This window comes from Phaeobacter piscinae, from assembly GCF_002407245.1.
GTDB lineage: Bacteria > Pseudomonadota > Alphaproteobacteria > Rhodobacterales > Rhodobacteraceae > Phaeobacter > Phaeobacter piscinae.
The window spans coordinates 123,946-143,648 of the sequence record NZ_CP010682.1 but is presented as its reverse complement, the minus strand read 5'-3'; the positions used below and the strand labels follow the sequence as shown (position 1 = coordinate 143,648).

Genomic DNA, 19,703 nt, shown 5'->3' with positions numbered 1-19,703 from the left:
ATATCGCGCTAGTCGTTCGGGCGCACCCGAGCCGCGGTTTTATTGGCGAAAGCCTCAAGCCGTGCGCGGGCGGCCGGTTGCGTGTTCACCACGCCCGCGACAACGGCTTCGGCATAAGCTGCGTCCATACCGGACATATTGTTGAGGTGGCTGATCGCAGAGCAGATGGCATAATTGGTGAGCGGCAAGTTTTCGGCTGCCCGATCAGCAAGCTCAAGCGCCTTATCAAAGCTGGAACCATCAGTGATGTATTGCGCCAGCCCCAGATCAACAGCCTCCTGCCCCTGATAGACACGCCCCATCAGGATCATGTCGATCATGCGGGATTTGCCGATCAGATCGGACACGCGAATGGTGGCACCACCTCCGGTGAAGATCCCGCGCTGACCCTCTGGCAGGGCAAAATATGTGGTTTGATCCATCACGCGAATATGGGCGGCGCTGGCAAGCTCCAGACCGCCTCCAACCACCGCGCCCTGCAGTGCTGCGATCACCGGTACACCGCCATATTCCATCTTGTTGAACGCCTCATGCCAGCGCAGGCAGACATGCATGAATTCATCGGGGCTTCGGTCTTCTTTCCAGTGCTCCACCAGATCCAGACCGGCGCAGAAATGGTCGCCCTTCCCGGCCAGGACCACCGCCTTTACCCCCTTGCGATGTGCGCTGCTGAAGAACTGGACCAGTTCCTCGATCGTGGCGGTATCGAGCGCGTTGCGCTTGCTGGGGCGATCAAGGCTCACGACGCAGACACCGTTGTCGCGCACGTCGATTGCGAGGTTTTGATATGAGCTGAAACTGTCTTTTGCCAACATGGCTGGATCCTTTCGGACTAGGAGGTTTGCCCGGAGGCATATATTTTATCAGAGGTCAGAGCTGGCTGGCTTCATCAAGAAGGCTGGTTGCGCCCGTCATGATGCGCGCACGATCGCTTTCGCATTCGACCAGAATATGATGCGCAAATATCTGCGCGGTGGTTATTTTTTGCGCCATGAATTCGGTCTCATTCCCCCTGTGCTGTTCTGCCTCAGCAGCGCGCGCGGCGCGCGCCAACTGCCAGCCGGCAGCAAGCGTCCCGGTGAGGTTGAGGAAGGGCACGCTGCCACCAAATGCGGCTCTGGGATCATTGGGGGCGGTTTCCAGCAACCAGGACAGGCTGGTATCAAACGCCGCCCTCGCCTCACCCAGGCATGCCGCGATATCCTGCAGTTTGGCGCTTCCTGTCTGTAACGCAGCCTCGGTGTCTGCAATCATCGCGGAGAACCGGCGCGCCGTCTGACCTGCGTCTCGCAATACCTTGCGCCCAAGCAGGTCGTTGGCCTGAATGGCGGTGGTGCCCTCGTAGATCGGCAGAATGCGCGCATCCCGGTAAAACTGCGCCACACCGGTTTCTTCGATGAACCCCATGCCGCCGTGGATCTGCACCCCCAGAGATGCCACCTCAACCGCCCGCTCCGAACAGAACGCCTTGACCAAGGGAACCAGAAATTCAGCCACCGGCGCGGTCTCGGCGCGGATGTCATCGTCGCCGTTTTGGGACAAATCCAGCCAACCGGCCGCAGCCATACTCAGAGAGCGTCCCCCTTCGACCAATGCTCGCATACGCAGAACCATCCGGCGCACATCGGGATGACCAATGATCGCCGTTGTCTGGTCGGGGTCCAGCCCGATCGCCTGGCCCTGCACCCGTTCCTTGGCGTAGGACAGCGCGTGTTGATAGGCGCGTTCGGAAACAGCGACGCCCTGCACCCCAACCGCAAACCGCGCGGCGTTCATCATCGTGAACATGTATTCAAGACCGCGGTTTTCCTCCCCGATCAGATAGCCGGTGGCATCGGCATACTCCAAGACCGCAGTGGGACTCGCCCGTACCCCCAGCTTGTGTTCAATACTGACGCAATTGACGCTGTTGCGGTCGCCGGGTGTGCCGTCCTGATCAACAAGGAACTTGGGCACCAGAAACAGGCTTAGCCCCCGGTGGCCCTCCGGCGCGCCCGGCGTCCGGGCCAGAACCAGATGAATAATATTCTCCGACAGCTCATGCGCGCCATAGGTGATGAAAATCTTGGTCCCGCTGACCCCGTAGCTGCCATCCGCGCGCGGCTCGGCCTTGCAACGCACCCGCCCAAGATCGCTGCCGGCTTGTGGCTCCGTCAGGTTCATAGTTCCGGTCCATCGGCCGGAGACCAGCGGACGAAGATAGAGCTCTTTCTGCGCCTCGGTTCCCGACAATTGCAGCGCGTCGATGGCCCCATCTGTCAGCAGCGGGCAGAGGCCAAAGCTCATGTCTGCCGCGTTTAGAATTTCGGTGGCTGCCGCGCCAACCACGCGGGGCAGCCCCATTCCACCGTGATCGACCGGGTGGGCCAGGCTCTGCCATCCCATGTCGACGAACTGTGCATAGGCAGCCGCAAAGGCCTCTGGCAGAACGACCTTATCTCCATCCAGCTGTGCCCCCGTGGTGTCGCCGACAGCCGATAGCGGCGCGATCAGATCAGTGCAAAACCGACCCAATTCCTCCAGCGCGGCCCGGGCATCAGTGCGATCAATCTCACCGTATTTCTCAAGCGCGCTGACCTGCGGCCATTGCGAGAGATGGTCCAGATTGAACATCATGTCACGGATCGGAGCTTCATAGGTCATTGGCGCCTCGTTGCTGTGCTAGCTGTTGCCGACTGTCTAAGCTATGGCCAATAGCCTGCCCATCCCAGAATTTGACAAACAACTTTCCGAAAGTGACAAATCGACGTATTCTATCGCCTCTATGATACGCCCTAATCCAGACACGCTGGCAACCGTTTCATTGCCTTTCATTGAAGACTGGCTGTCAGCTCTTCAGTCTTGTTGTGATGTAGATCAGATACACAGGATCCTGTCCCACTGCGGGCTTCGCCAGCTTACCAACTCGAAGCCCGAGGCAAACAGGGCCACTCAGCGCGTTACACTGGATCAGATCGTTAAGCTCTATCAAATTGCTGCCGCAGAAACCGGCGATGAGATGCCTGGCCTGTGGAGCCGCCCGGTTCGCCCACGGGCGCTTCAGCACCTGCTCACAACTGTGCGCGAAGCCGGAACTCTACCGGCAGCACTCTATCGGTTCTCGACGTTTTGGAACCTGATACTGGACGACTATCACATTGACCTAAAATCAGAAAAATTAAAAATCACGCTCAGCCTCGTGCCACGTGGTTCGCCCGAGGTACACCGTTTCGGGCATATGCTCCTGCTGAAATTGGCGCATGGGTTGCTGTCTTGGCTCGCAGGCTACGAGGTGCCAGTACAAGCTGTGCAGTTTGCATTTGACCAGCCAGATTTTGCGCAGGACTACGGGGTTATTTTTCCGGCCCCCGTGCGCTTCTCTCAATGGTGTTCTGCGATTTCATTTGATCCGCAACAGCTGGGGCCCCCGCAGCCTCGTAGCCCGGCGGAGCTTGCGGCATTCCTGGATCGGGCGCCGCGGGACTGGATCTTCACTGGCTTTCGTGAGCATCGGCTGTCCCTTCAAATTCGGGATTTTCTTTATCGGTCAAACTGGGAAGACTGCCGTCTGGGTGACGCGGCCGCGATGCTGAATGTGACACCCCGCACGCTGATGCGACGACTGGAGGATGAGGCGACGTCCTTTCAGTCCATCAAGGACGCTTTGCGCCGCGATATCGCCATTCGTGATCTTCGGGCGGGTCACAAATCTATCGAGGACATCTCCGATGACCTTGGCTTTTCGTCTGCCGCCAACTTTCACCGCGCCTTCCGTCGCTGGACCGGCGGAACAACCAGTTCGTATCGGTAGCTTCTTGGCAAAATGATATGGAATATCCGTTTGCATTCGGAGAGAGGACGCCTTGCTTTGCACCCGAGCATTGATCGCCCTTTTGACAGGTCAGATTTACAAAGCCATGGTACTTAAAAGAAATCGCTACGGATATTCAATGACGCATGCAGGTTTCGCGATGACATCGGATAAGGTTCTGGAACGTCAGTTGGGCGCGCAATGTCTCGCAGAAACCACTCTACTGGACTGCGTTCTTCTACCCCAAAGCACCGGCTATCTGGCCAGTCTGTTCTTCAAATCTGACACTCTAGTCGAAGATATCTCAACACCGGATGCGACTGTTTCGCCAAGTCGGAGCGGAAACGGGGCTGTGATCCTGGATATTCCAACGACGAGCCCTGCTGAGCCGGTAAAGCTCAATATACTGGGTCAATCATTCAGTCTCACTGCGGAACCCCCGGAAACCAGTTTGTTTGCCGGCCTCAATGTGCTGCTTGCGATCCGCAATGGTGAAAGCCCGGAAACAGCCGCGACGTGGATGCAATATCATGCAAGGCAGCACGGAATGCAGGCAGCTGTCATTCTCGACCAATCACCACCCAACGAAAGTCGCCTTTTCATCAAAGAATTGCGCAACTTGGCGCACACGATCAAAGGGCTAAGCCAAGTAGTCGTGATACACTCGGAAATCCCACTGGGTCAGAAAGGACTGCCTGCAGAAGCGCACCCTTCGAACGCTCAGAACGCCCCTAAAAGACATTGGCCAGAGCCGCCGCCCATAGATCCATGGAGAGCACCTCTGGGCGAATTTCTGATCTATGAAATTATCCGGAGACGGTTCCTAAGCGACGCGCGCGCCGTTGCAAACATAGATCTATGTGACCTATTGGCCCGGCCACCCGAGGCGAATATCTTTGATTGCGCGGTGCAGGCTGGCGACAAATACATCCGCATACTTGGAACACAAACCTATCCGTGGCGCGTTCGCCGGAACCTAGATGCCGCGTTCGCTGATCACATCTGCACCGCGTTTGACAACAATATCGGCCATCCACGTTGGTGCGTCGCGCCTCGCGGCAACAAGGACGGCCATATCTGGCACCAAAGCCAGATTATCGGAGCCACAGCCGAACCGACCCAGCCGTCAAATTTCTTTCGAAACATGGTCCTGCGCCATCCAACACGGAACATCTCGCATCTCGTGGCAAAAGGAAGCTTGCTGGAATCGCCAGAACTGCTGACACTGTCGCGGGAGCATCTTGGCGGCAATCCGGTGCGTATGCCCGAAAAGAAGCCCCTGCTCCACCCAAGCGCGGGAACCCGGACATCGGTGGTCACGACCATGAAAAACGAGGGGCCGTTCATTCTGGAATGGCTGGCCTACCACCGGGTGATCGGGGTTGATGATTTTCTCATCTACACAAACGATTGCACGGACGGCACCGCTGCTCTCCTGAGGGTTCTGCAGGACAAGGGAATTGTCCAGCATCGTGACAACCCCTGCCGCGACACCGACACAACCCCACAGCACGCGGCCTTTCAGGCGGCTCAACAGGAACCCCTTATCCGCGACGCTGATTGGATCGTCTGTATGGATGTTGATGAATTCATCAACATCAAATGCGGTAACGGACATCTCAGCGATCTTTATGCAGCGATGCAAGGCGCCAATATGATTTCCATGACGTGGCGCCTGTTCGGCAACAATAATGTGTCGAAATTCTCAGGTGAGCTGGTCACACGAGAGTTCACACGATGCGCCCGCGAAATCACGCGCCGACCTCACCAGGCATGGGGCTTCAAAACGCTGTTCCGAAATGAGGGCATCTTCAGAAAGCTCGGCGTACACCGGCCCAAGGGGCTGCGACCGCACCACTGGAAGGATATCCATTGGGTGAACGGATCCGGGCAGGCTATGCCACAACAGATGTTCCGTAGCGGCTGGCGCTCGACCATTGAAACCTACGGATATGATCTGGTGCAGCTCAATCACTATGCGGTGCGCAGTGCTGAGAGTTTTTTGGTCAAACGGGATCGTGGCCGTGTGAACCACACAGAACGAGATCAAGGCCTACCCTACTGGTTTCGAATGAATAATAATTCCGAGGAAGAGCGATCCATTCAATGCCTGATCCCCGAACTGGAGGCAGAAATGGCAAGGCTGCTGCGTGACCCGGATATAGCCGCCGCGCACGACTATGTCTGTCGGCGGCATCGGGAGCAGATTGATGAGTTAAAAAACCGCGACGACATGCGAGTGTTGTACCAGAAAATCACAGGCGACAGGCTGCGCAAGCTGTCCCGAATGCATGCGCATTTTTGCACCAATGTATTTCTAAGTGGCCCGGATGTAATTCCGAATGAGCTCACCGAACAGGCTCTCCCAGACGACTTTTTATTTACGGTTCCGCGCACCGAAACCAAAGACTGAGAGAGCACCCGCGACAGGTGACAGATCCTGCTGAGCGGCAAGGATGCGCTATATCGCGACAACGGCTCTCAGCAGGTGATCTAGGAGGTGGTAAGAAGATTCACATCTTGAATTTTGTTACATTATAATATAACAAACTACAGAGAGAAGGAGCCTTGATATGAGAAAGCGTGCTGCTGCTCGGCAACTGGATGTACTGAGCGTGCTGAAAGCATGCGACAAGCCGATGACCGCGTATCAAATTCTTGAGCAACTTCAGATAGCTGAACCTAATATCGCGCCGCCGACCGTGTATCGTACACTTTCGGCGTTGACCGACCAGGGGCGCGCCCATCGTCTTGAATCGATCAATGCCTTTGTGCCCTGCCGTTGCAGCCACGCCGAGAGCGTGCCTGTCTTGGCGATATGTGATGATTGCGGCACCGTTGACGAACATGACGGTAGCGAGCTGCTACCGAAACTCACGGCCCTGACCGGCCAAAATGCCTTTCATGCCGTGCGTCATATCGTCGAAATCCACGGATTGTGCGGCGCATGTGCTGCTTGAACGACGTTTACATATTGGATCATAATCATGAAACGAACCCTCTCATTGCTTGCTGTCGTCGCCGCTCTGCCTGCATTGGCAGAAGGCACGCGCGAACTTGATGCCCATGAACATGGCGTTGGGACGCTCAACATTGCGATCGAAGACACAACGGTCTCAATGGAATTCGAAGCTCCAGGGGCAGACATTGTCGGGTTTGAATACACCGCCAAAAGCGAGGCTGATATCTCCGCAGTTAACGCAGCACTTGCCTCACTCAGCTCACCTTTGCAGTTGTTCGCTGTCCCGGATTCAGCGCTCTGCAGCATGGTGGATGCGCATGCAGCGCTCGCAGGCGGGGAAGAACATGAGGATCATGCTGACGAACACGCGCATGAGGAGCATGAACACGAAGAGCATGATAGTGACCATAATGACAGTCACGCAGAGCATGCTGCCCACTCCGAGTTTCATGCAAACTACACACTAGATTGTGCGAAACCTGAGGCGTTGAGTAACATGACATTTGCCTATTTCACTGCCTTTCCGCATGCGCAGAGCGTAGATGTGCAAGTGATCAAATCAACTGGTGCACGCGCCTATCAGGTTGACCGTAACGCCCCAGTCCTAAACCTGGAGCCTTGACCTCAAGTGGTTGATGCAACGCTGAATATCAACGATCTGGCCTATCGCTGGCCGGGTCGTGATGGGTTCTCGCTGACGGTCCCGCACCTTTCGGTAGCAGCAGGTGAAACCGTGCTGTTGCTCGGCGAAAGCGGTTCCGGAAAATCCACGCTTTTGTCGTTAATCTGCGGCACAGTCCTGCCGGATCGTGGAAAGATCTCGATCGCGGGCAGGACTATCTCTGCGTTAAATGGTGGCGCGCGTGACACGTTCAGAGCAGATCATATTGGAGTTATCTTTCAACAGTTTAACCTGTTGCCATTTGGAACGGTGATAGACAATATTCTGCTCCCGCTCCGCTTTGCGCCGTCACGGCGACAGCGTGTAAGTGATGCAAACGCGGAGGCATCGCGATTGTGTTCTGCGCTCAATTTGCCAGAGGATATTATCAGCGCCAAGGCCCGGACCCTGAGCGTGGGCCAACAGCAACGCGTCGCAGTGGCCCGAGCATTGATCGGCACCCCTCCGTTGATCATCGCTGACGAGCCCACCTCCGCACTTGATAGCGGTGTGCAGAGCGCCTTTTTAGACTTACTTTTTACTCAGACAGCCTCGCATGGCTCCTCGCTGCTGATGGTCAGCCATGACGCACGGCTCAGCGCATGTTTTGACCGTGTGGTCCATATGGAAGATATCGCTCAAGTTAAAAGGGCGATGACATGATATTGCGCCTTGCAGTTGCTTCGCTCTTCGCACGGGCGTTGACCGTCGGCATGACAATCCTTGCCATCGCGTTATCTGTCGCCCTGTTTCTTGGTGTCGAGAAAATACGGACCGGCGCCAAGGCAAGCTTTGCCGATACGATTTCCGGCACAGATCTAATCGTCGGCGCCCGGTCTGGATCTGTGCAGCTGCTGCTCTACTCTGTTTTCCGCATTGGCAATGCCACCAACAATGTGACCTGGGAGAGCTATCAAGACATTGCAAGGCGACCCGATGTTGACTGGATCGTTCCGATTTCACTGGGCGACAGCCATCGTCAGTTTCGCGTCATGGGCACAACCAAAGCATTCTTCGATCACTATAAATACCGCCAAGGCCGGTCCCTAGAGATGGCGGATGGTACTCGGATGGATGATCTCTTTGATACCGTGATTGGTGCCGATGTTGCTGCCACGTTTGGCTATCATGTTGGGGATCCCATTGTCGTGGCGCACGGGCTTGCCTCTTTTGCCCAGCATAAAGACCAACCTTTCCGCGTGTCCGGCATACTGGAGAAAACGGGCACACCCGTCGATCGCACAGTCATCGTGAGTATGGAAGCAATCGAAGCAATACATGTTGATTGGAAAAGCGGCGCCCAAATCCCCGGCCAATCAACGCCTGTCGACGTCATTCGTGAGATGGAGCTGACGCCCAAGGCGATAACCGCAGCCCTCATCGGCGTTGAAAGCCCACTCCAGACCTTCACGTTGCAACGCGCCATCAATGACTATCGCGAGGAGCCCCTGCTGGCGATTTTGCCAGGCGTTGCGCTGCAGGAGCTGTGGAGCATCGTCGGCATCGCAGAAACCGCTTTGCTTGCGGTGTCTGCGATGGTGGTGGTCACCGCTTTAATCGGAATGATGGCGACAATTTTTTCCAGCCTCAACGAACGGCGCCGCGAAATGGCGATTTTCCGCGCCATGGGCGCCCGACCCCTGACTATTCTCAGCTTACTGGTGCTGGAAGCAATGGTGATGGCCACCGTTGGCGCAGTTCTTGGGCTGGTGTTGCAATATGTCGGATTGCTGGTAGCCCAACCTTTCTTGGACAGCATTTTCGGCCTCTGGATACCGATTGATGCTCCGACGCTGCGCGAGGTCTGGCTCATACTGGGTGTAATCTGCGCTGGCGTGATTGTGAGCCTCATACCCGCGATGCGAGCCTACAGAATGTCTGTGGCTGATGGTATGGTCGTGAAAACGTGATGCTCTGGGTGAGGTGAAGGCACATGGTGAATCGCAGAACGGTTATGATGGGTTTGGCGGGATCAGTCACCGCGCCGCATATGGCATTTGGAGCGACCCCCCGCGAAATCATGTGGGAGGATTTGATCCCACCCGGTGTTCCCTATTCGGAAATTATTGGTGAAGGCGATTTGGACATGGAGAATGATACATGGTCGCCGATCTACGACACCAATGCCACAATACTGAATGAAACGCTGAACGGTGCTTTCATCAAAATGCCTGGCTTCATTATTCCCTTTGAAATCAGCTCCGACGGCGTGACCGACTTCATGCTGGTTCCTTACGTCGGCGCCTGCATCCACACCCCGCCACCGCCTGCAAACCAGCTGGTCATGGTGAGCACCAAAACGCCTTGGCCGGGCGATTTGCTCTGGGATCCTGTTTGGGTAACAGGGACCATGCGAACGCAATTGCAGTCCACTAAACTTGGTCAAACCGGCTATTCCATCTCCGCCGACGAGATGGAAGTTTATGTCTGGTAAACTGCAACAAACCCTGTTCAATCCATAGACGCGCAGGTCAGAGAGCGTTGAGCTGCGTGCCCCAACAGTGGGTAGACGCCTGCCACGCCGCGGGTCAACGGCAAGTGCTTCGAGCGTTAGCTGCAAATGCAATATCTGCGGGTGCCAGACTTCTCGCTTTGCGAAGAGAGCCGCTGATGACCAGCCCTTCTATTGCGGCGCAGTGGTTCCTATTTGCTGTCGCTCAGTTACTTCGCGGCAATTCGGTCGAACGATGATCCGTGTGAGGGATCAAGTTGGTCTAGCATCCTCGATGCTGAGAGACTCCGCGACCTCGGCGACGCTGTACTTCGCTTATCCCCGTTCCCGGAGCATGGAGCCGACATCGGCTGCGTGCTCTGCCTTGTATTTTACGTAGGGAGGTTAGTGTTTCTCCCTAGAGACAAACTCATGGACATTGCCATCCGGGTCCGAAAAGAACCCGATGTATTCACCCCAGGGCATCTTGGTTGGCTCTGAAACCACGCGAGCGCCCCTGTCCACGATCTCTGCATACGCTTCGTCCACTTGTGCGTCGGTATCAAAGTAGAATCCCAACCCGACACCGGAACCTGTTCGAGTTCCGTCGAAACCGCTGTCGCCAAGAGTTTCCAACATACCGGATCGGCTGACCAAACCAAGATTTGTTGGGGTTGAGACGAAATTGGCGAACTCACCTTGTTCAAAGGCGACCTCGAGCTTCAGCACATCCCTATAAAAGACGAGCATTTCCGAATAGTTATCCGTATGTAGCGTGACCAACTCAACCGCCATGTTCGGCAATTTGGTTTCGGCCTGGAGGTCGGCAGCAGAAGTTGTGACCATAGCTATCCCCAAACACAGATTTCGAAGGTTTTTCATTGTTGGCCCCTTATTGGAAGTTTAGATTTCACCGGCGAAATGACATGCGACGCGCCTGTACATGCCGTTCTTCGACACAGATTGAAGTGCAGGCATTTCGCTTTTGCAGATTTCTTTTGCGTGCGGACAGCGACTGGCAAAACGACATCCTGGCGCCGGATTGATCGGGCTCGGCGGATCCCCGGCAAGCTTTTGCGCGTCAAACAAGCTGCGATTGGCCGGATCGATTTTCGGGATCGCCGACAAAAGAATGCGGGTATAGGGATGCAGAGGCTATTTTAGGATTTCTTTCGAGTTCCCCGTGTTCCACGAATACACCCAGATACATAACTGCAACCTCGTGGCAAAGGTAACTGACCACCCCCATGTCATGTGAGATGAACAGGTAGGTCAGCTGCAGCTCGTCCTGCAGATCTTTCATCAGGTTCAGAATTTGGGCTTGAATGGCTACATCCAGTGCGGAAACAGGCTCGTCGCAAACAATTAGATCCGGCGAAGTCGCCAAAGCGCGGGCGATGCCTATGCGCTGGCGCTGCCCGCCGGAAAACTGGTGCGGGAACAAATTTCGTGCCTCCGGACGCAGCCCGACAAGTTCGAGAAGTTCGTCAACCTTCCTGTCCCGCTCTTCCGGGGTGCCGACATCAAGAAGGTCCAGCGGCGTTCTGATCAGAGATCCTACTCGCTGGCGCGGGTTTAGGGAGGAATATGGATCCTGGAAAATAATCTGAAACTTCTTTCTGCCGAGCAAACCGTGCTTGTACAGCTGAAGCTTTAGTTGACGCAGCATCTGATTGCGATCAGAGCGGGGCGAATTTCGCAGTGCAGCAATCGTCACCAAAGTAACGGTTTGACTGGTTGCTAGATATTGCGACGACCGAGACTTTCCAACCCGAGAGCTTATTGAGGGAATCGAGCAAGTCTTGAGTAGAGCGCCCCCAGCGGGATAGTTCGGTGACCAGCACAGCGTCGACTTTCCGGGCATGGGCCAGCTCCATGACTTTTGGTCGCTCCACGCGGTCCGACTTGGTGCCAGACGCGGTTTCCTTATAACGCCCATCACTGCATAACCGCCACGCTCCGCAAATCCGGCCAACTCGCGCAACTGGCGTGCCTACGCCTGATCGGATGGCCGAGATGGTCTCGCGCGCATTTCACGTTGCTATGTCCGGACGTCCCGGCCCGGTGGTTCTGGCCCTGCCCGAAGATATGCTGGTGGAGCAGACAGTGAATAATCCGCCGCAGCTACCAGTAGCGCACCCAGCGCGTGCGACTGTTACTGCGGGTGATGCCACCACACTGCTCGGCGCATTGGAAACGTCCACCAACCCCATGATCGTGGTCGGTGGTGGGGCTTGGTCAAGTCAGGCGCGGCTAGACCTTCAGGATTTCGCCACCAAATGGTCGGTGCCCGTTGCGGTGTCTTTCAGGTGCCAGGATTTCTTTGACAATGCCCACCCGCTCTATGCTGGAGATGCCGGTATCGGGATCAACCCCAAGCTGGCCGCGCGGATTACATCTGCCGATGTGGTGATCCTGCTGGGCACCCGGTTCAGCGAGATGAAATCGAGTGGTTACAGCTTGATCAACATTCCAAAGCCCGCCCAACACCTCATTCACATCTATCCCGACCCGGATGAGATTGGTCGGGTTTATGTGCCCGATTTGGGTATCGCCGCACCGGCATTGGAAACGATCTCTAACCTGCTGAAGCATTCTGCGCCCAAGCATTCCGCCGCAAATCGGCAGGCGTATGCTGAAGAATGCAACGTGGATTAGCGCGCGTGGTCGACCCTGCCAGAGGGGCGCGGCGAATTGGCGATGGCCGAGATTATGCAGCCGCTGAAAAACACGTCGCCGGATGATGCCATGGTGACCAACGGTGCAGGTAATTACACGGTTTGGGTCCATCGGCTCCTGAGCTTTTGCAGGTATTCATCGGGCTGATGCGAACTCATTAAAGACCAGCACGCAGGTCGCCCTGCGGACATTGTGATTTCAATCCAAGGCTTTCCCTTGCCTACCGAATGGTTAATGGTTGGGCATGCAACCAAGAGGGGCAAGAGTATGACAGCAATCGTCGATTTCTTAAACACTGTCTTATGGGGATACGTCCTCGTATATGGTCTGCTGGCCGTCGGGGTCTATTTCACCTGGCGAACAGGCTTCCTGCAATTCCGGCATTTCGCCGAGTTCTTTCGCGTCATCAAGTCATCACGCGACACCTCTGCTGCCGGCATTTCTCCATTCCAAGCTCTGACAATTTCCCTGGCAAGCAGGGTAGGCACGGGTAACCTTGCCGGCGTTGCTGTGGCGATCTATCTCGGCGGCCCGGGTGCTGTTTTCTGGATGTGGATTGTCGCCCTCGTGGGGATGGCGACGGCTTACGCCGAATCCACGCTGGCACAGCTCTACAAGGTACGAAACGAGGATGGACAATACCGTGGCGGTCCTGCCTTCTACATGGCACGGGGCATCGGATCGAGCGCCATGGGCTATGTCTTTTCGGTATGTCTCATCATCAGCTTCGGACTGATTTTCTCGGCGGTTCAGGCCAACTCCATCTCCGTCGCCATGGAAGAGGCATTCTCTATCCCCAAACTGGCCACCGGCCTTGCTGTCGGCGGCCTGGCCGGCATTGTGATTTTCGGCGGCATCAAGTCCATCGCGCGGGTCGCTGAAAAAGTCGTTCCAGGCATGGCCGGGCTTTATATCCTCGTGGCACTCGCCATCGTGGTCATAAACATCGCCGATGTTCCCGCCATGCTGGCGCTGATCGTCAAGTCGGCCTTCGGATTCGAAGCGGCGGCGGGTGGCTTCACGGGTGGGTTCATGGCGGCCCTGCTCAACGGCGTGAAGCGCGGCCTGTTCTCCAACGAGGCGGGCATGGGTTCGGCCCCCAACATCGCAGCTGTCGCGGTCCCTGACCCGCACCACCCATCCAGTCAGGGGCTAGTGCAGGGTCTGGGCGTTTTTATTGATACCCTGGTCATCTGTACAGCCACGGCGCTCATGATCCTGCTGTCCGGCGTGGTTGACTATTCTGAAGGCGCACCCACCGGCATGGCGCTGACACAGATTGCGCTGGAGCAGCACATCGGGGCGTTGGGTCCGATCTTCATTGGGATCGCTATTCCGTTCTTTGCCTTCACCTCGATCATTGGCAATTATTCCTACGCGGAGAACGCAATGGAATTCCTCGGCATGGGCAGGCGCATCCCGCTTCTCGTGCTGAAGGTGCTCGTGGTTGCGATGGTGATTTGGGGGTCTTTACAGGCGGTCACGACCGTCTTCAATTTTGCCGATGCGTCGATGGCGCTCATGGCGACGGTAAACCTGATCGCAATCCTGATCCTGTCCAAGACTGTAGCAAAACTCACGCGGGACTATTTCTCGCAACGTCGAGCGGGAAATGAGCCCGTCTTCGAGATCGCTGAATATTCCGAGCTCGGCGACGGCGTGGATCAGTCGATTTGGAACAGCGACGTCGAGCGTGAGACGAGGGCCGCAGATCCCGAGTGAACCCGGCGAGGCAAGGGGAGGCACCCCTTGCCTCCTGCCTTGGTCGCATGCCTGTACTATAATGCTCGCGGCGTTCACGGAGATGGCACCTGACTTCATTAGGTCAGATGAAACGAAGTATAGAGACAGGCTCATCCGGTGATTACTTCAGTCGTGAAAACTTGGTTCTGGTGACTGATACGTCGTTGTCTGGCCACCGCGTTGCATGTGAACTGAGTCAGATCATCGCTGAACCGGCATGGCGAAGACAGCCATGTCGGGCAACGGCACTTAGTTCACCCGCATGGCGATCCTCAACTGGGTGAAGAAAACGGGCATCGATCGGCATTTCATCGCGCCAGTAAAGCCCCGGCAGAATGGCTTCATCAACAGCTTCAACGGAAAACTGCGAGACGAGGGCCTCAGAAAAACGCTGCTCGCAACATTTCGCCATGCCTGCAACACAGTTGAAGAATGGCAAGAGGATTTCAACTGGCGCGGACCCCCTTCAGCATGGGCAACAGGACATCGATGGAACTTCTGCAGAGAAAGACAAGGGACAAGATAGCGGCCTAACGCCAGAGATCTAACCCCAAGGCTCCGCGCAAAGTTGGAGGGACCGTGGGGCTCAGGCCAACGGATCCCGCGACTTCGAGTGTAAAAAATCACTTCGATTGGGAAAGAGATCTTATGGGCAGAGACAACACAAAGCCCGCACGATCTCTGCTCTGTCTGAACTGCAAGTGTTTGACCCGGCAATCATTCAGGTTCTACGACTCGGTTCAATTACGCGACTGAACGGTATTTCGTTCAATGAGCTTTGGTGCCAACGCTATGTTCTCAACTTCGATGGTTTTGCCTCTCACCAGCTCGTTAATCTGGCGAACCGCGTTGGCAACCATATTGTTAACGGGCTGTCTTAGCGTAGTAAGAGAAAACTCAGGCATAGAAGCCATAGGGATGTCATCGAACCCGATAACTGAAAGATCGTTTGGAATGCTGATATTTAGCTCGCTACGCAAAATGCTGATCGCTTCGATCGCCATATAGTCGTTTGCCACAAAAAGGGCATCCGGATGCGTTTCCTTCGAGCCGCCAAACATCTTTCGAATCGCTGCTCCAGTTCTATCGAGATCAAAGTGACCGACTTCATGTGCAAAAAGATTGCGGTCACTTTCCCGAAGCTCAGCCTCAAAGCCAAATTTTCGATCACGGCTTGTAGATGACCGCTCCCACCCGGACAGAAGTGCAATGTGTTGATGCCCCGTTTTCAGCAGATGCCGCGCAGCCATACGTCCGCCTGCGACATTGTCTGTTGTAACGCTGGCAATGCCATCATGTTCCTGAAAACGGTTGAACATTACTACTGGGATATCGCGCTGAGAACAGAATTTGACGAGAGTTGATGAAAGCTCGACAGATGCCGTGATGATTCCGTCGACCTGGTATTCCAGCAATTGAGATACAGTGTCCTCAACGCCTTCATCTGTACTGGGCATCATGAAAACCAGTGCGTGGAACCCGATTTTTTGTAGCTCTATGCAGAGTTTCTCAAGCGCGAGCGCGTAGAACTGGTTGTCCAGATAACTGAATAGAAGCGCGACTATGTTTGATCTTTGCGTGATAAGCGAACGCGCAATGGCATTAGGCCGGTACCCCAGCTCGTCCGCGGACTTGAGAATGCGCTTCTTTGTTTCAGGGGAAACACCCGATTGGGTCGGCGTGCGGGAAAATGCACGGCTCACCGCAGATTGAGAGACGCCAGCATGGCGCGCAACATCAATTGAGGTAACCTTGGACTTTTTCAAAGGAACTCACGCCAACCCGTTTTGCATTAGCTTTTCTTGACAACTGCCATCAGATCGACACCCAATTGCTTGAACGTATCGACGTGGTCAACCATTACCCAGTTTTCTTTCAGTTTACCATCGACCACCAGCCAGAAATCCGAAAAGCGCATCTTTACCGGTAGACCGGTGGGTGGCAGACCCAGATATTCACCATGTTGGTGGCCGGTCAGATATCCGGTCCCAGCAATCCATGTTTCGTTGGCGAACTCAATCTCGTGACTGACATGGTAGTCGGGAAATGCTTTGTAGAATTCGGCAAGAACGTCATATTTGAAGCGTTCGCGGCCATGGATGTCGCCGAAACCCGGCGGTCCGTGCCAGATCATATCCTCATGCCAATACTGGTCATGCGCATCAAGATCCTGAGCGTTCAACGCTACATACATATCTTGTATAAGTTTGAGGTTAGATTCAGCAGTCATGTCTCATCCTTTCACTGCACCTGCGGTCATCCCAGACACGATTTGTTTCTGGAAAACAAAAACCAAAACAATGATGGATATGGTGATTGAGACGGCCCCGGCGATCCCGTGCATCAGCCGCGCGAGGCTTTGGTTCTGGCCCATGTAACTGCCAAGAGACGCGGTCATAGTGGCCATATCACCGTTCATGAGTTGACTGGAGATAATAAAGTCGTTGTAGGCCAGAAGGAATGAGAACAAGCCGGCAGTCACGATACCCGGCCACATGACAGGCACAATCACACGAAAGAAAGCCTGCCACCGATTGCAACCATCAACCAGCGCAGCTTCGTCCAGTTCCTGTGGTATATTCATGAAAAAGGCACGCAACATCCAGATTGTGAACGGTTGGTTAATAGCAACAAGGACAATGATGAGTGTCTCGTATCGGCTCCAGATTCCCAGCTCAAAAAAGGCCGGGCGATAGGCTGTCAGCAACACAATGTGCGGCATTGCGCGAAACACCATCGCGGCCATCAACAGCCAAAACCCAAGTGACCCGCGGTAACGCGACAAAGCATATGCCGCCAAACAGGCAATTGTGAGTGAAACGACTACGGTCGAAGTGGTTACGATGGTCGTGTTTATTGCATACTGCCAGAAACCGTCTTCAACCCAGATATGTCTGAAATTCTCCAAAGTCATTGGCGCCAGTAGTTTTGGCGGGGTCGAAAACGCGTCTACAGGTTTGCGCAGAGAGATGAGGAACATCCAAAAAAACGGGAGCAGCGCGGCAAAAAACCAGAACCAAAGGCCAAGGTTGATCGATACTCGAGACGCAAGGTTGAGTTTCGCTGGTCTCATTTTTTGGCTTTCTGGTCTTTGTAAGTCCGGATCATGATCGGTATCAACAACACAACGACCCCAGCCACCGTAAGCACGGCATAAGCCGCCGATTTGTGGATATTTCCCTCAAAAACAAGTGTGTAGTAGGTTAGATACTGTACCGAATTCGCGAAGACACGCGACCCGAATACCAGAACGGGCTCGAACACCCGGTAACTGTCCATCACATGGATCAGTGTGATTACGGCGAACAATGGAGACAGGTAGGGGATTACGATGTATCGAACACGTTGCCATGGCGTTGCGCCGTCTATGATCGCCGCCTCTAGCGGCTCTTCCGGTACCGTTTGCAACCCCGCATATAGTATGATGAACGCGAAGGGTGCAGCAAACCAAACTCCGTAGGCGATGATTACAAGTCGTATCGTGACCTGATCTGCAAGAAAGTAGAACTTGCCGAAGCCCATGGCCTCTAATGTCGCTACGACAACACCGCCATCAATGAACAACCAATAAACCGCGAGGGACGAGACAACCGGGGTTACGATCATCGGCAGAAGCGTCACAAACACAACCGACCCACGCAGTTGCAGCGTTACTCGATTGGTTGCTAGGGCGAGACCGAACCCTAGGATCAGTATGATCGGTGTCGTGACAAACGTATAAAGCAATGTGAATTCAAGCGCGGACCAGAAATCTACGTCACTGATTTCTCGATAAAGCGCTTTGACAAACTCTCTGGGGGTTTCAATTTTGGCCCCATCAACGGAGGCCTTTAGGCCCTCCACATCGATAGCGTTTTCCAAGTTTTGTCCACCGACATATTGCCAGACCTTTACCGGATTGCCATCTGCATCCAGTACCGATTGTGGAACCATTCGGGTAACTTCCCGTGTTAACCCCCCAAACAGAGGTACCTCAGTCTTAACCTCTTTCAGTTCAGTTTGAGTAAAGGATTGATACAATGCGAGATAGACAATCGCGACAAGGGGGAGCGCGATAAGCAGCAGCATGGACACCAAAGACGGTGCAACGAATGAAAAGAAAGTAGAGCGCTTCACTGAACTATCCCGTCAAAAGTTTGATGCCAGCCAAATCGTGTCGACGTAGCTGGCACCAGGGAGTAGGACCTACTTCAACAGGCCCTGGTCACGCGCCGCAGTGCGGTACGCCTTTGTTGCATCGGCCAGAGAGTCTTGGGCGCTTTCTTTGCCAACAATAAAGTCCGCGATGTTTTCACCCAGGGCCGAATGCGCCAGCGCAGCTTGCGGGTTCATCGGATAAGGAGGCGCGCCTGCAACAACCGTGTCAGTGATAGCCGCAGTGTATTGGCCTGGCTCATACGCCGAACGAATCCAGAGAGTTACATCGTTGTTCTCTTCGACCGTTTCCGCTCGCATTGCGTGCATCAGCACTTGGAACGTCAGATCTGGATCACCATCGAGGTTCATTGGCATTACGTAGCCATCCCACCAGAATGTCGATGAAGGAGCTCCGCCTTCGACCATGATAGGGGACTGGGCAAATCCAATCTGGCCAACCACGGTGCTTTCGTCTGGATTGTCCATTCCCGAGGCTTCATTGCCCCACATAACGGCCATCGCCACATCACCTTGTTGCAATTGACGCTTCACGTCACCGAAGTCCATCGACATCGAATTTGGAGACATGTACCTATAGAGTGCGCCCATTTTCTCCAACGCCGCGACTGCTTCTGGCGTTTCGAAAGTAGAGTCGGATGTCTCTGGGTCGAAGAATGTGCCACCATTTGCCAGGAGCATGTTGACGTACTCATTCGCCAATTCCCAGCTGTTGCCAAAGGCTGCGCCATAGGGGTGTTCGATCCCAGCTTGCTTGAGTTTTTCGGATGCCTCCAGAACCTCATCCCAAGTGGTCGGCACAGCGATGTTGTTCTCTTCAAAGATGTCTTTGCGGTAGAACAGGTGTTGAGCGTTGACCATGAAGGCAATCGCCATGATGTCGTCGCCAAAACGGATCAGCATCCCCTCCTCAATGTCGTATTTTTCCCGGTACTTCTCGACCAGATCATTCAATGGGCGAAGTTGTCCCTTAGCCTGGAGCAGAGTTATTGAACTATTTGCGACGGCAGCTGCGTCCCAAGGGGACGTCGACGATTCAAACGCTTTATTCGTTTCTTCCTTGTGATCCGTGGTCAGTTTGGTTTCGACGACAAGGCCGGCCCGCTCGCAGGTTTCCATTTCTGCAGCCAAAACTTCTAGCGCTTCGAAGAAGTTGGACAAGACATTCACTTCACCCGTACCTTCGATCGTACATTCGGCCGAAGCCGCCATCGGGCTCAGTCCGATGGCCAATGCTGGTAGTATGTGTTTCAGTTTCATATCAACCTCCTTGTTGCCGCAG

20 protein-coding genes and 1 pseudogene are annotated in these 19,703 nt (G+C 54.8%); 10 read left to right on the top strand and 11 right to left on the bottom strand.

Annotated elements, in window-relative coordinates; genetic code table 11:
- Positions 1 to 8: 8 nt before the first annotated feature.
- The gene (gene dmdD / locus phaeop14_RS17805) at positions 9 to 815 is read right to left on the bottom strand and encodes a methylthioacryloyl-CoA hydratase (protein WP_040179788.1); all 807 of its coding nucleotides are present in this window, start codon (positions 813 to 815) and stop codon (positions 9 to 11) included.
- Positions 816 to 870: 55 nt separating this feature from the next.
- Positions 871 to 2,643: an acyl-CoA dehydrogenase gene (locus tag phaeop14_RS17800; RefSeq protein ID WP_096790436.1), complete on the bottom strand. Its 1,773-nt coding sequence runs from the start codon at positions 2,641 to 2,643 to the stop codon at positions 871 to 873.
- Positions 2,644 to 2,764: 121 nt separating this feature from the next.
- On the opposite strand from phaeop14_RS17800, the gene phaeop14_RS17795 reads away from it, so the two are divergent.
- The 7 genes from phaeop14_RS17795 to phaeop14_RS17765 all read left to right on the top strand — a co-directional run bounded on the left by phaeop14_RS17795 (position 2,765) and on the right by phaeop14_RS17765 (position 9,847).
- The gene (locus phaeop14_RS17795) at positions 2,765 to 3,790 is read left to right on the top strand and encodes a helix-turn-helix transcriptional regulator (protein WP_096790489.1); all 1,026 of its coding nucleotides are present in this window, start codon (positions 2,765 to 2,767) and stop codon (positions 3,788 to 3,790) included.
- A gap of 70 nt (positions 3,791 to 3,860) precedes the next feature.
- The gene (locus tag phaeop14_RS17790) at positions 3,861 to 6,203 is read left to right on the top strand and encodes a glycosyltransferase family 2 protein (RefSeq protein WP_244905843.1); all 2,343 of its coding nucleotides are present in this window, start codon (positions 3,861 to 3,863) and stop codon (positions 6,201 to 6,203) included.
- A gap of 160 nt (positions 6,204 to 6,363) precedes the next feature.
- On the top strand, positions 6,364 to 6,750 hold the full coding sequence (locus phaeop14_RS17785) for a Fur family transcriptional regulator (RefSeq protein WP_082035102.1): 387 nt from the start codon (positions 6,364 to 6,366) through the stop codon (positions 6,748 to 6,750).
- Between the two features lie 27 nt (positions 6,751 to 6,777).
- Complete coding sequence (locus phaeop14_RS17780; RefSeq protein WP_096790435.1) at positions 6,778 to 7,374, top strand: DUF2796 domain-containing protein; 597 nt, start codon at positions 6,778 to 6,780, stop codon at positions 7,372 to 7,374.
- Positions 7,375 to 7,380: 6 nt separating this feature from the next.
- Positions 7,381 to 8,076, top strand: coding sequence for an ABC transporter ATP-binding protein (locus tag phaeop14_RS17775; protein WP_096790434.1), 696 nt, complete (start codon positions 7,381 to 7,383; stop codon positions 8,074 to 8,076).
- A complete protein-coding gene (locus phaeop14_RS17770; RefSeq protein WP_096790433.1) occupies positions 8,073 to 9,323 on the top strand; it encodes an ABC transporter permease in 1,251 nt (416 codons plus the stop codon). Before phaeop14_RS17775 ends, phaeop14_RS17770 begins: the two co-directional genes overlap by 4 nt.
- A 23-nt stretch (positions 9,324 to 9,346) precedes the next feature.
- Complete coding sequence (locus phaeop14_RS17765; protein WP_040179781.1) at positions 9,347 to 9,847, top strand: DUF3299 domain-containing protein; 501 nt, start codon at positions 9,347 to 9,349, stop codon at positions 9,845 to 9,847.
- A gap of 402 nt (positions 9,848 to 10,249) precedes the next feature.
- Here the strand turns inward: phaeop14_RS17765 and phaeop14_RS17760 are convergent, their stop codons facing one another.
- The 4 genes and pseudogenes from phaeop14_RS17760 to phaeop14_RS17750 form a co-directional block, all read right to left on the bottom strand.
- On the bottom strand, positions 10,250 to 10,726 hold the full coding sequence (locus phaeop14_RS17760) for a VOC family protein (RefSeq protein WP_096790432.1): 477 nt from the start codon (positions 10,724 to 10,726) through the stop codon (positions 10,250 to 10,252).
- 21 nt (positions 10,727 to 10,747) lie between these two features.
- Entirely contained in the window at positions 10,748 to 10,972 is a 225-nt protein-coding gene (locus phaeop14_RS20110) for an oligopeptide/dipeptide ABC transporter ATP-binding protein (RefSeq protein WP_416011602.1), read from the bottom strand.
- A complete protein-coding gene (locus tag phaeop14_RS17755; protein WP_416011601.1) occupies positions 10,926 to 11,561 on the bottom strand; it encodes an ATP-binding cassette domain-containing protein in 636 nt (211 codons plus the stop codon). Before phaeop14_RS17755 ends, phaeop14_RS20110 begins: the two co-directional genes overlap by 47 nt.
- 25 nt (positions 11,562 to 11,586) lie before the next feature.
- Positions 11,587 to 11,783: pseudogene (locus tag phaeop14_RS17750) on the bottom strand (recombinase family protein); the annotation flags it as partial.
- Between the two features lie 77 nt (positions 11,784 to 11,860).
- On the opposite strand from phaeop14_RS17750, the gene phaeop14_RS17745 reads away from it, so the two are divergent.
- The 3 genes from phaeop14_RS17745 (at position 11,861) to phaeop14_RS20105 (ending at position 14,792) form a co-directional block, all read left to right on the top strand.
- Positions 11,861 to 12,502, top strand: a complete 642-nt coding sequence (locus tag phaeop14_RS17745) for an acetolactate synthase large subunit family protein (RefSeq protein WP_158524518.1) — start codon at positions 11,861 to 11,863, stop codon at positions 12,500 to 12,502.
- A gap of 288 nt (positions 12,503 to 12,790) precedes the next feature.
- The gene (locus phaeop14_RS17740) at positions 12,791 to 14,245 is read left to right on the top strand and encodes an alanine/glycine:cation symporter family protein (RefSeq protein ID WP_040169869.1); all 1,455 of its coding nucleotides are present in this window, start codon (positions 12,791 to 12,793) and stop codon (positions 14,243 to 14,245) included.
- A 283-nt stretch (positions 14,246 to 14,528) separates the two neighbouring features.
- Complete coding sequence (locus phaeop14_RS20105; RefSeq protein ID WP_096790430.1) at positions 14,529 to 14,792, top strand: integrase core domain-containing protein; 264 nt, start codon at positions 14,529 to 14,531, stop codon at positions 14,790 to 14,792.
- Between the two features lie 214 nt (positions 14,793 to 15,006).
- On the opposite strand, the gene phaeop14_RS17730 is transcribed toward phaeop14_RS20105, so the two are convergent.
- The 5 genes from phaeop14_RS17730 to phaeop14_RS17710 form a co-directional block, all read right to left on the bottom strand.
- Positions 15,007 to 16,032 (bottom strand): LacI family DNA-binding transcriptional regulator, encoded by a 1,026-nt coding sequence (locus tag phaeop14_RS17730; RefSeq protein WP_040169865.1) that lies wholly within the window; start codon positions 16,030 to 16,032, stop codon positions 15,007 to 15,009.
- Positions 16,033 to 16,058: 26 nt separating this feature from the next.
- A complete protein-coding gene (locus phaeop14_RS17725) occupies positions 16,059 to 16,496 on the bottom strand; it encodes an ester cyclase (protein WP_082035029.1) in 438 nt (145 codons plus the stop codon).
- Between the two features lie 3 nt (positions 16,497 to 16,499).
- A complete protein-coding gene (locus tag phaeop14_RS17720; protein WP_096790429.1) occupies positions 16,500 to 17,339 on the bottom strand; it encodes a carbohydrate ABC transporter permease in 840 nt (279 codons plus the stop codon).
- Complete coding sequence (locus phaeop14_RS17715) at positions 17,336 to 18,382, bottom strand: carbohydrate ABC transporter permease (protein WP_145957412.1); 1,047 nt, start codon at positions 18,380 to 18,382, stop codon at positions 17,336 to 17,338. Before phaeop14_RS17715 ends, phaeop14_RS17720 begins: the two co-directional genes overlap by 4 nt.
- Positions 18,383 to 18,451: 69 nt before the next feature.
- A complete protein-coding gene (locus tag phaeop14_RS17710; protein ID WP_096790427.1) occupies positions 18,452 to 19,681 on the bottom strand; it encodes an extracellular solute-binding protein in 1,230 nt (409 codons plus the stop codon).
- Between the last annotated feature and the right edge of the window lie 22 nt (positions 19,682 to 19,703).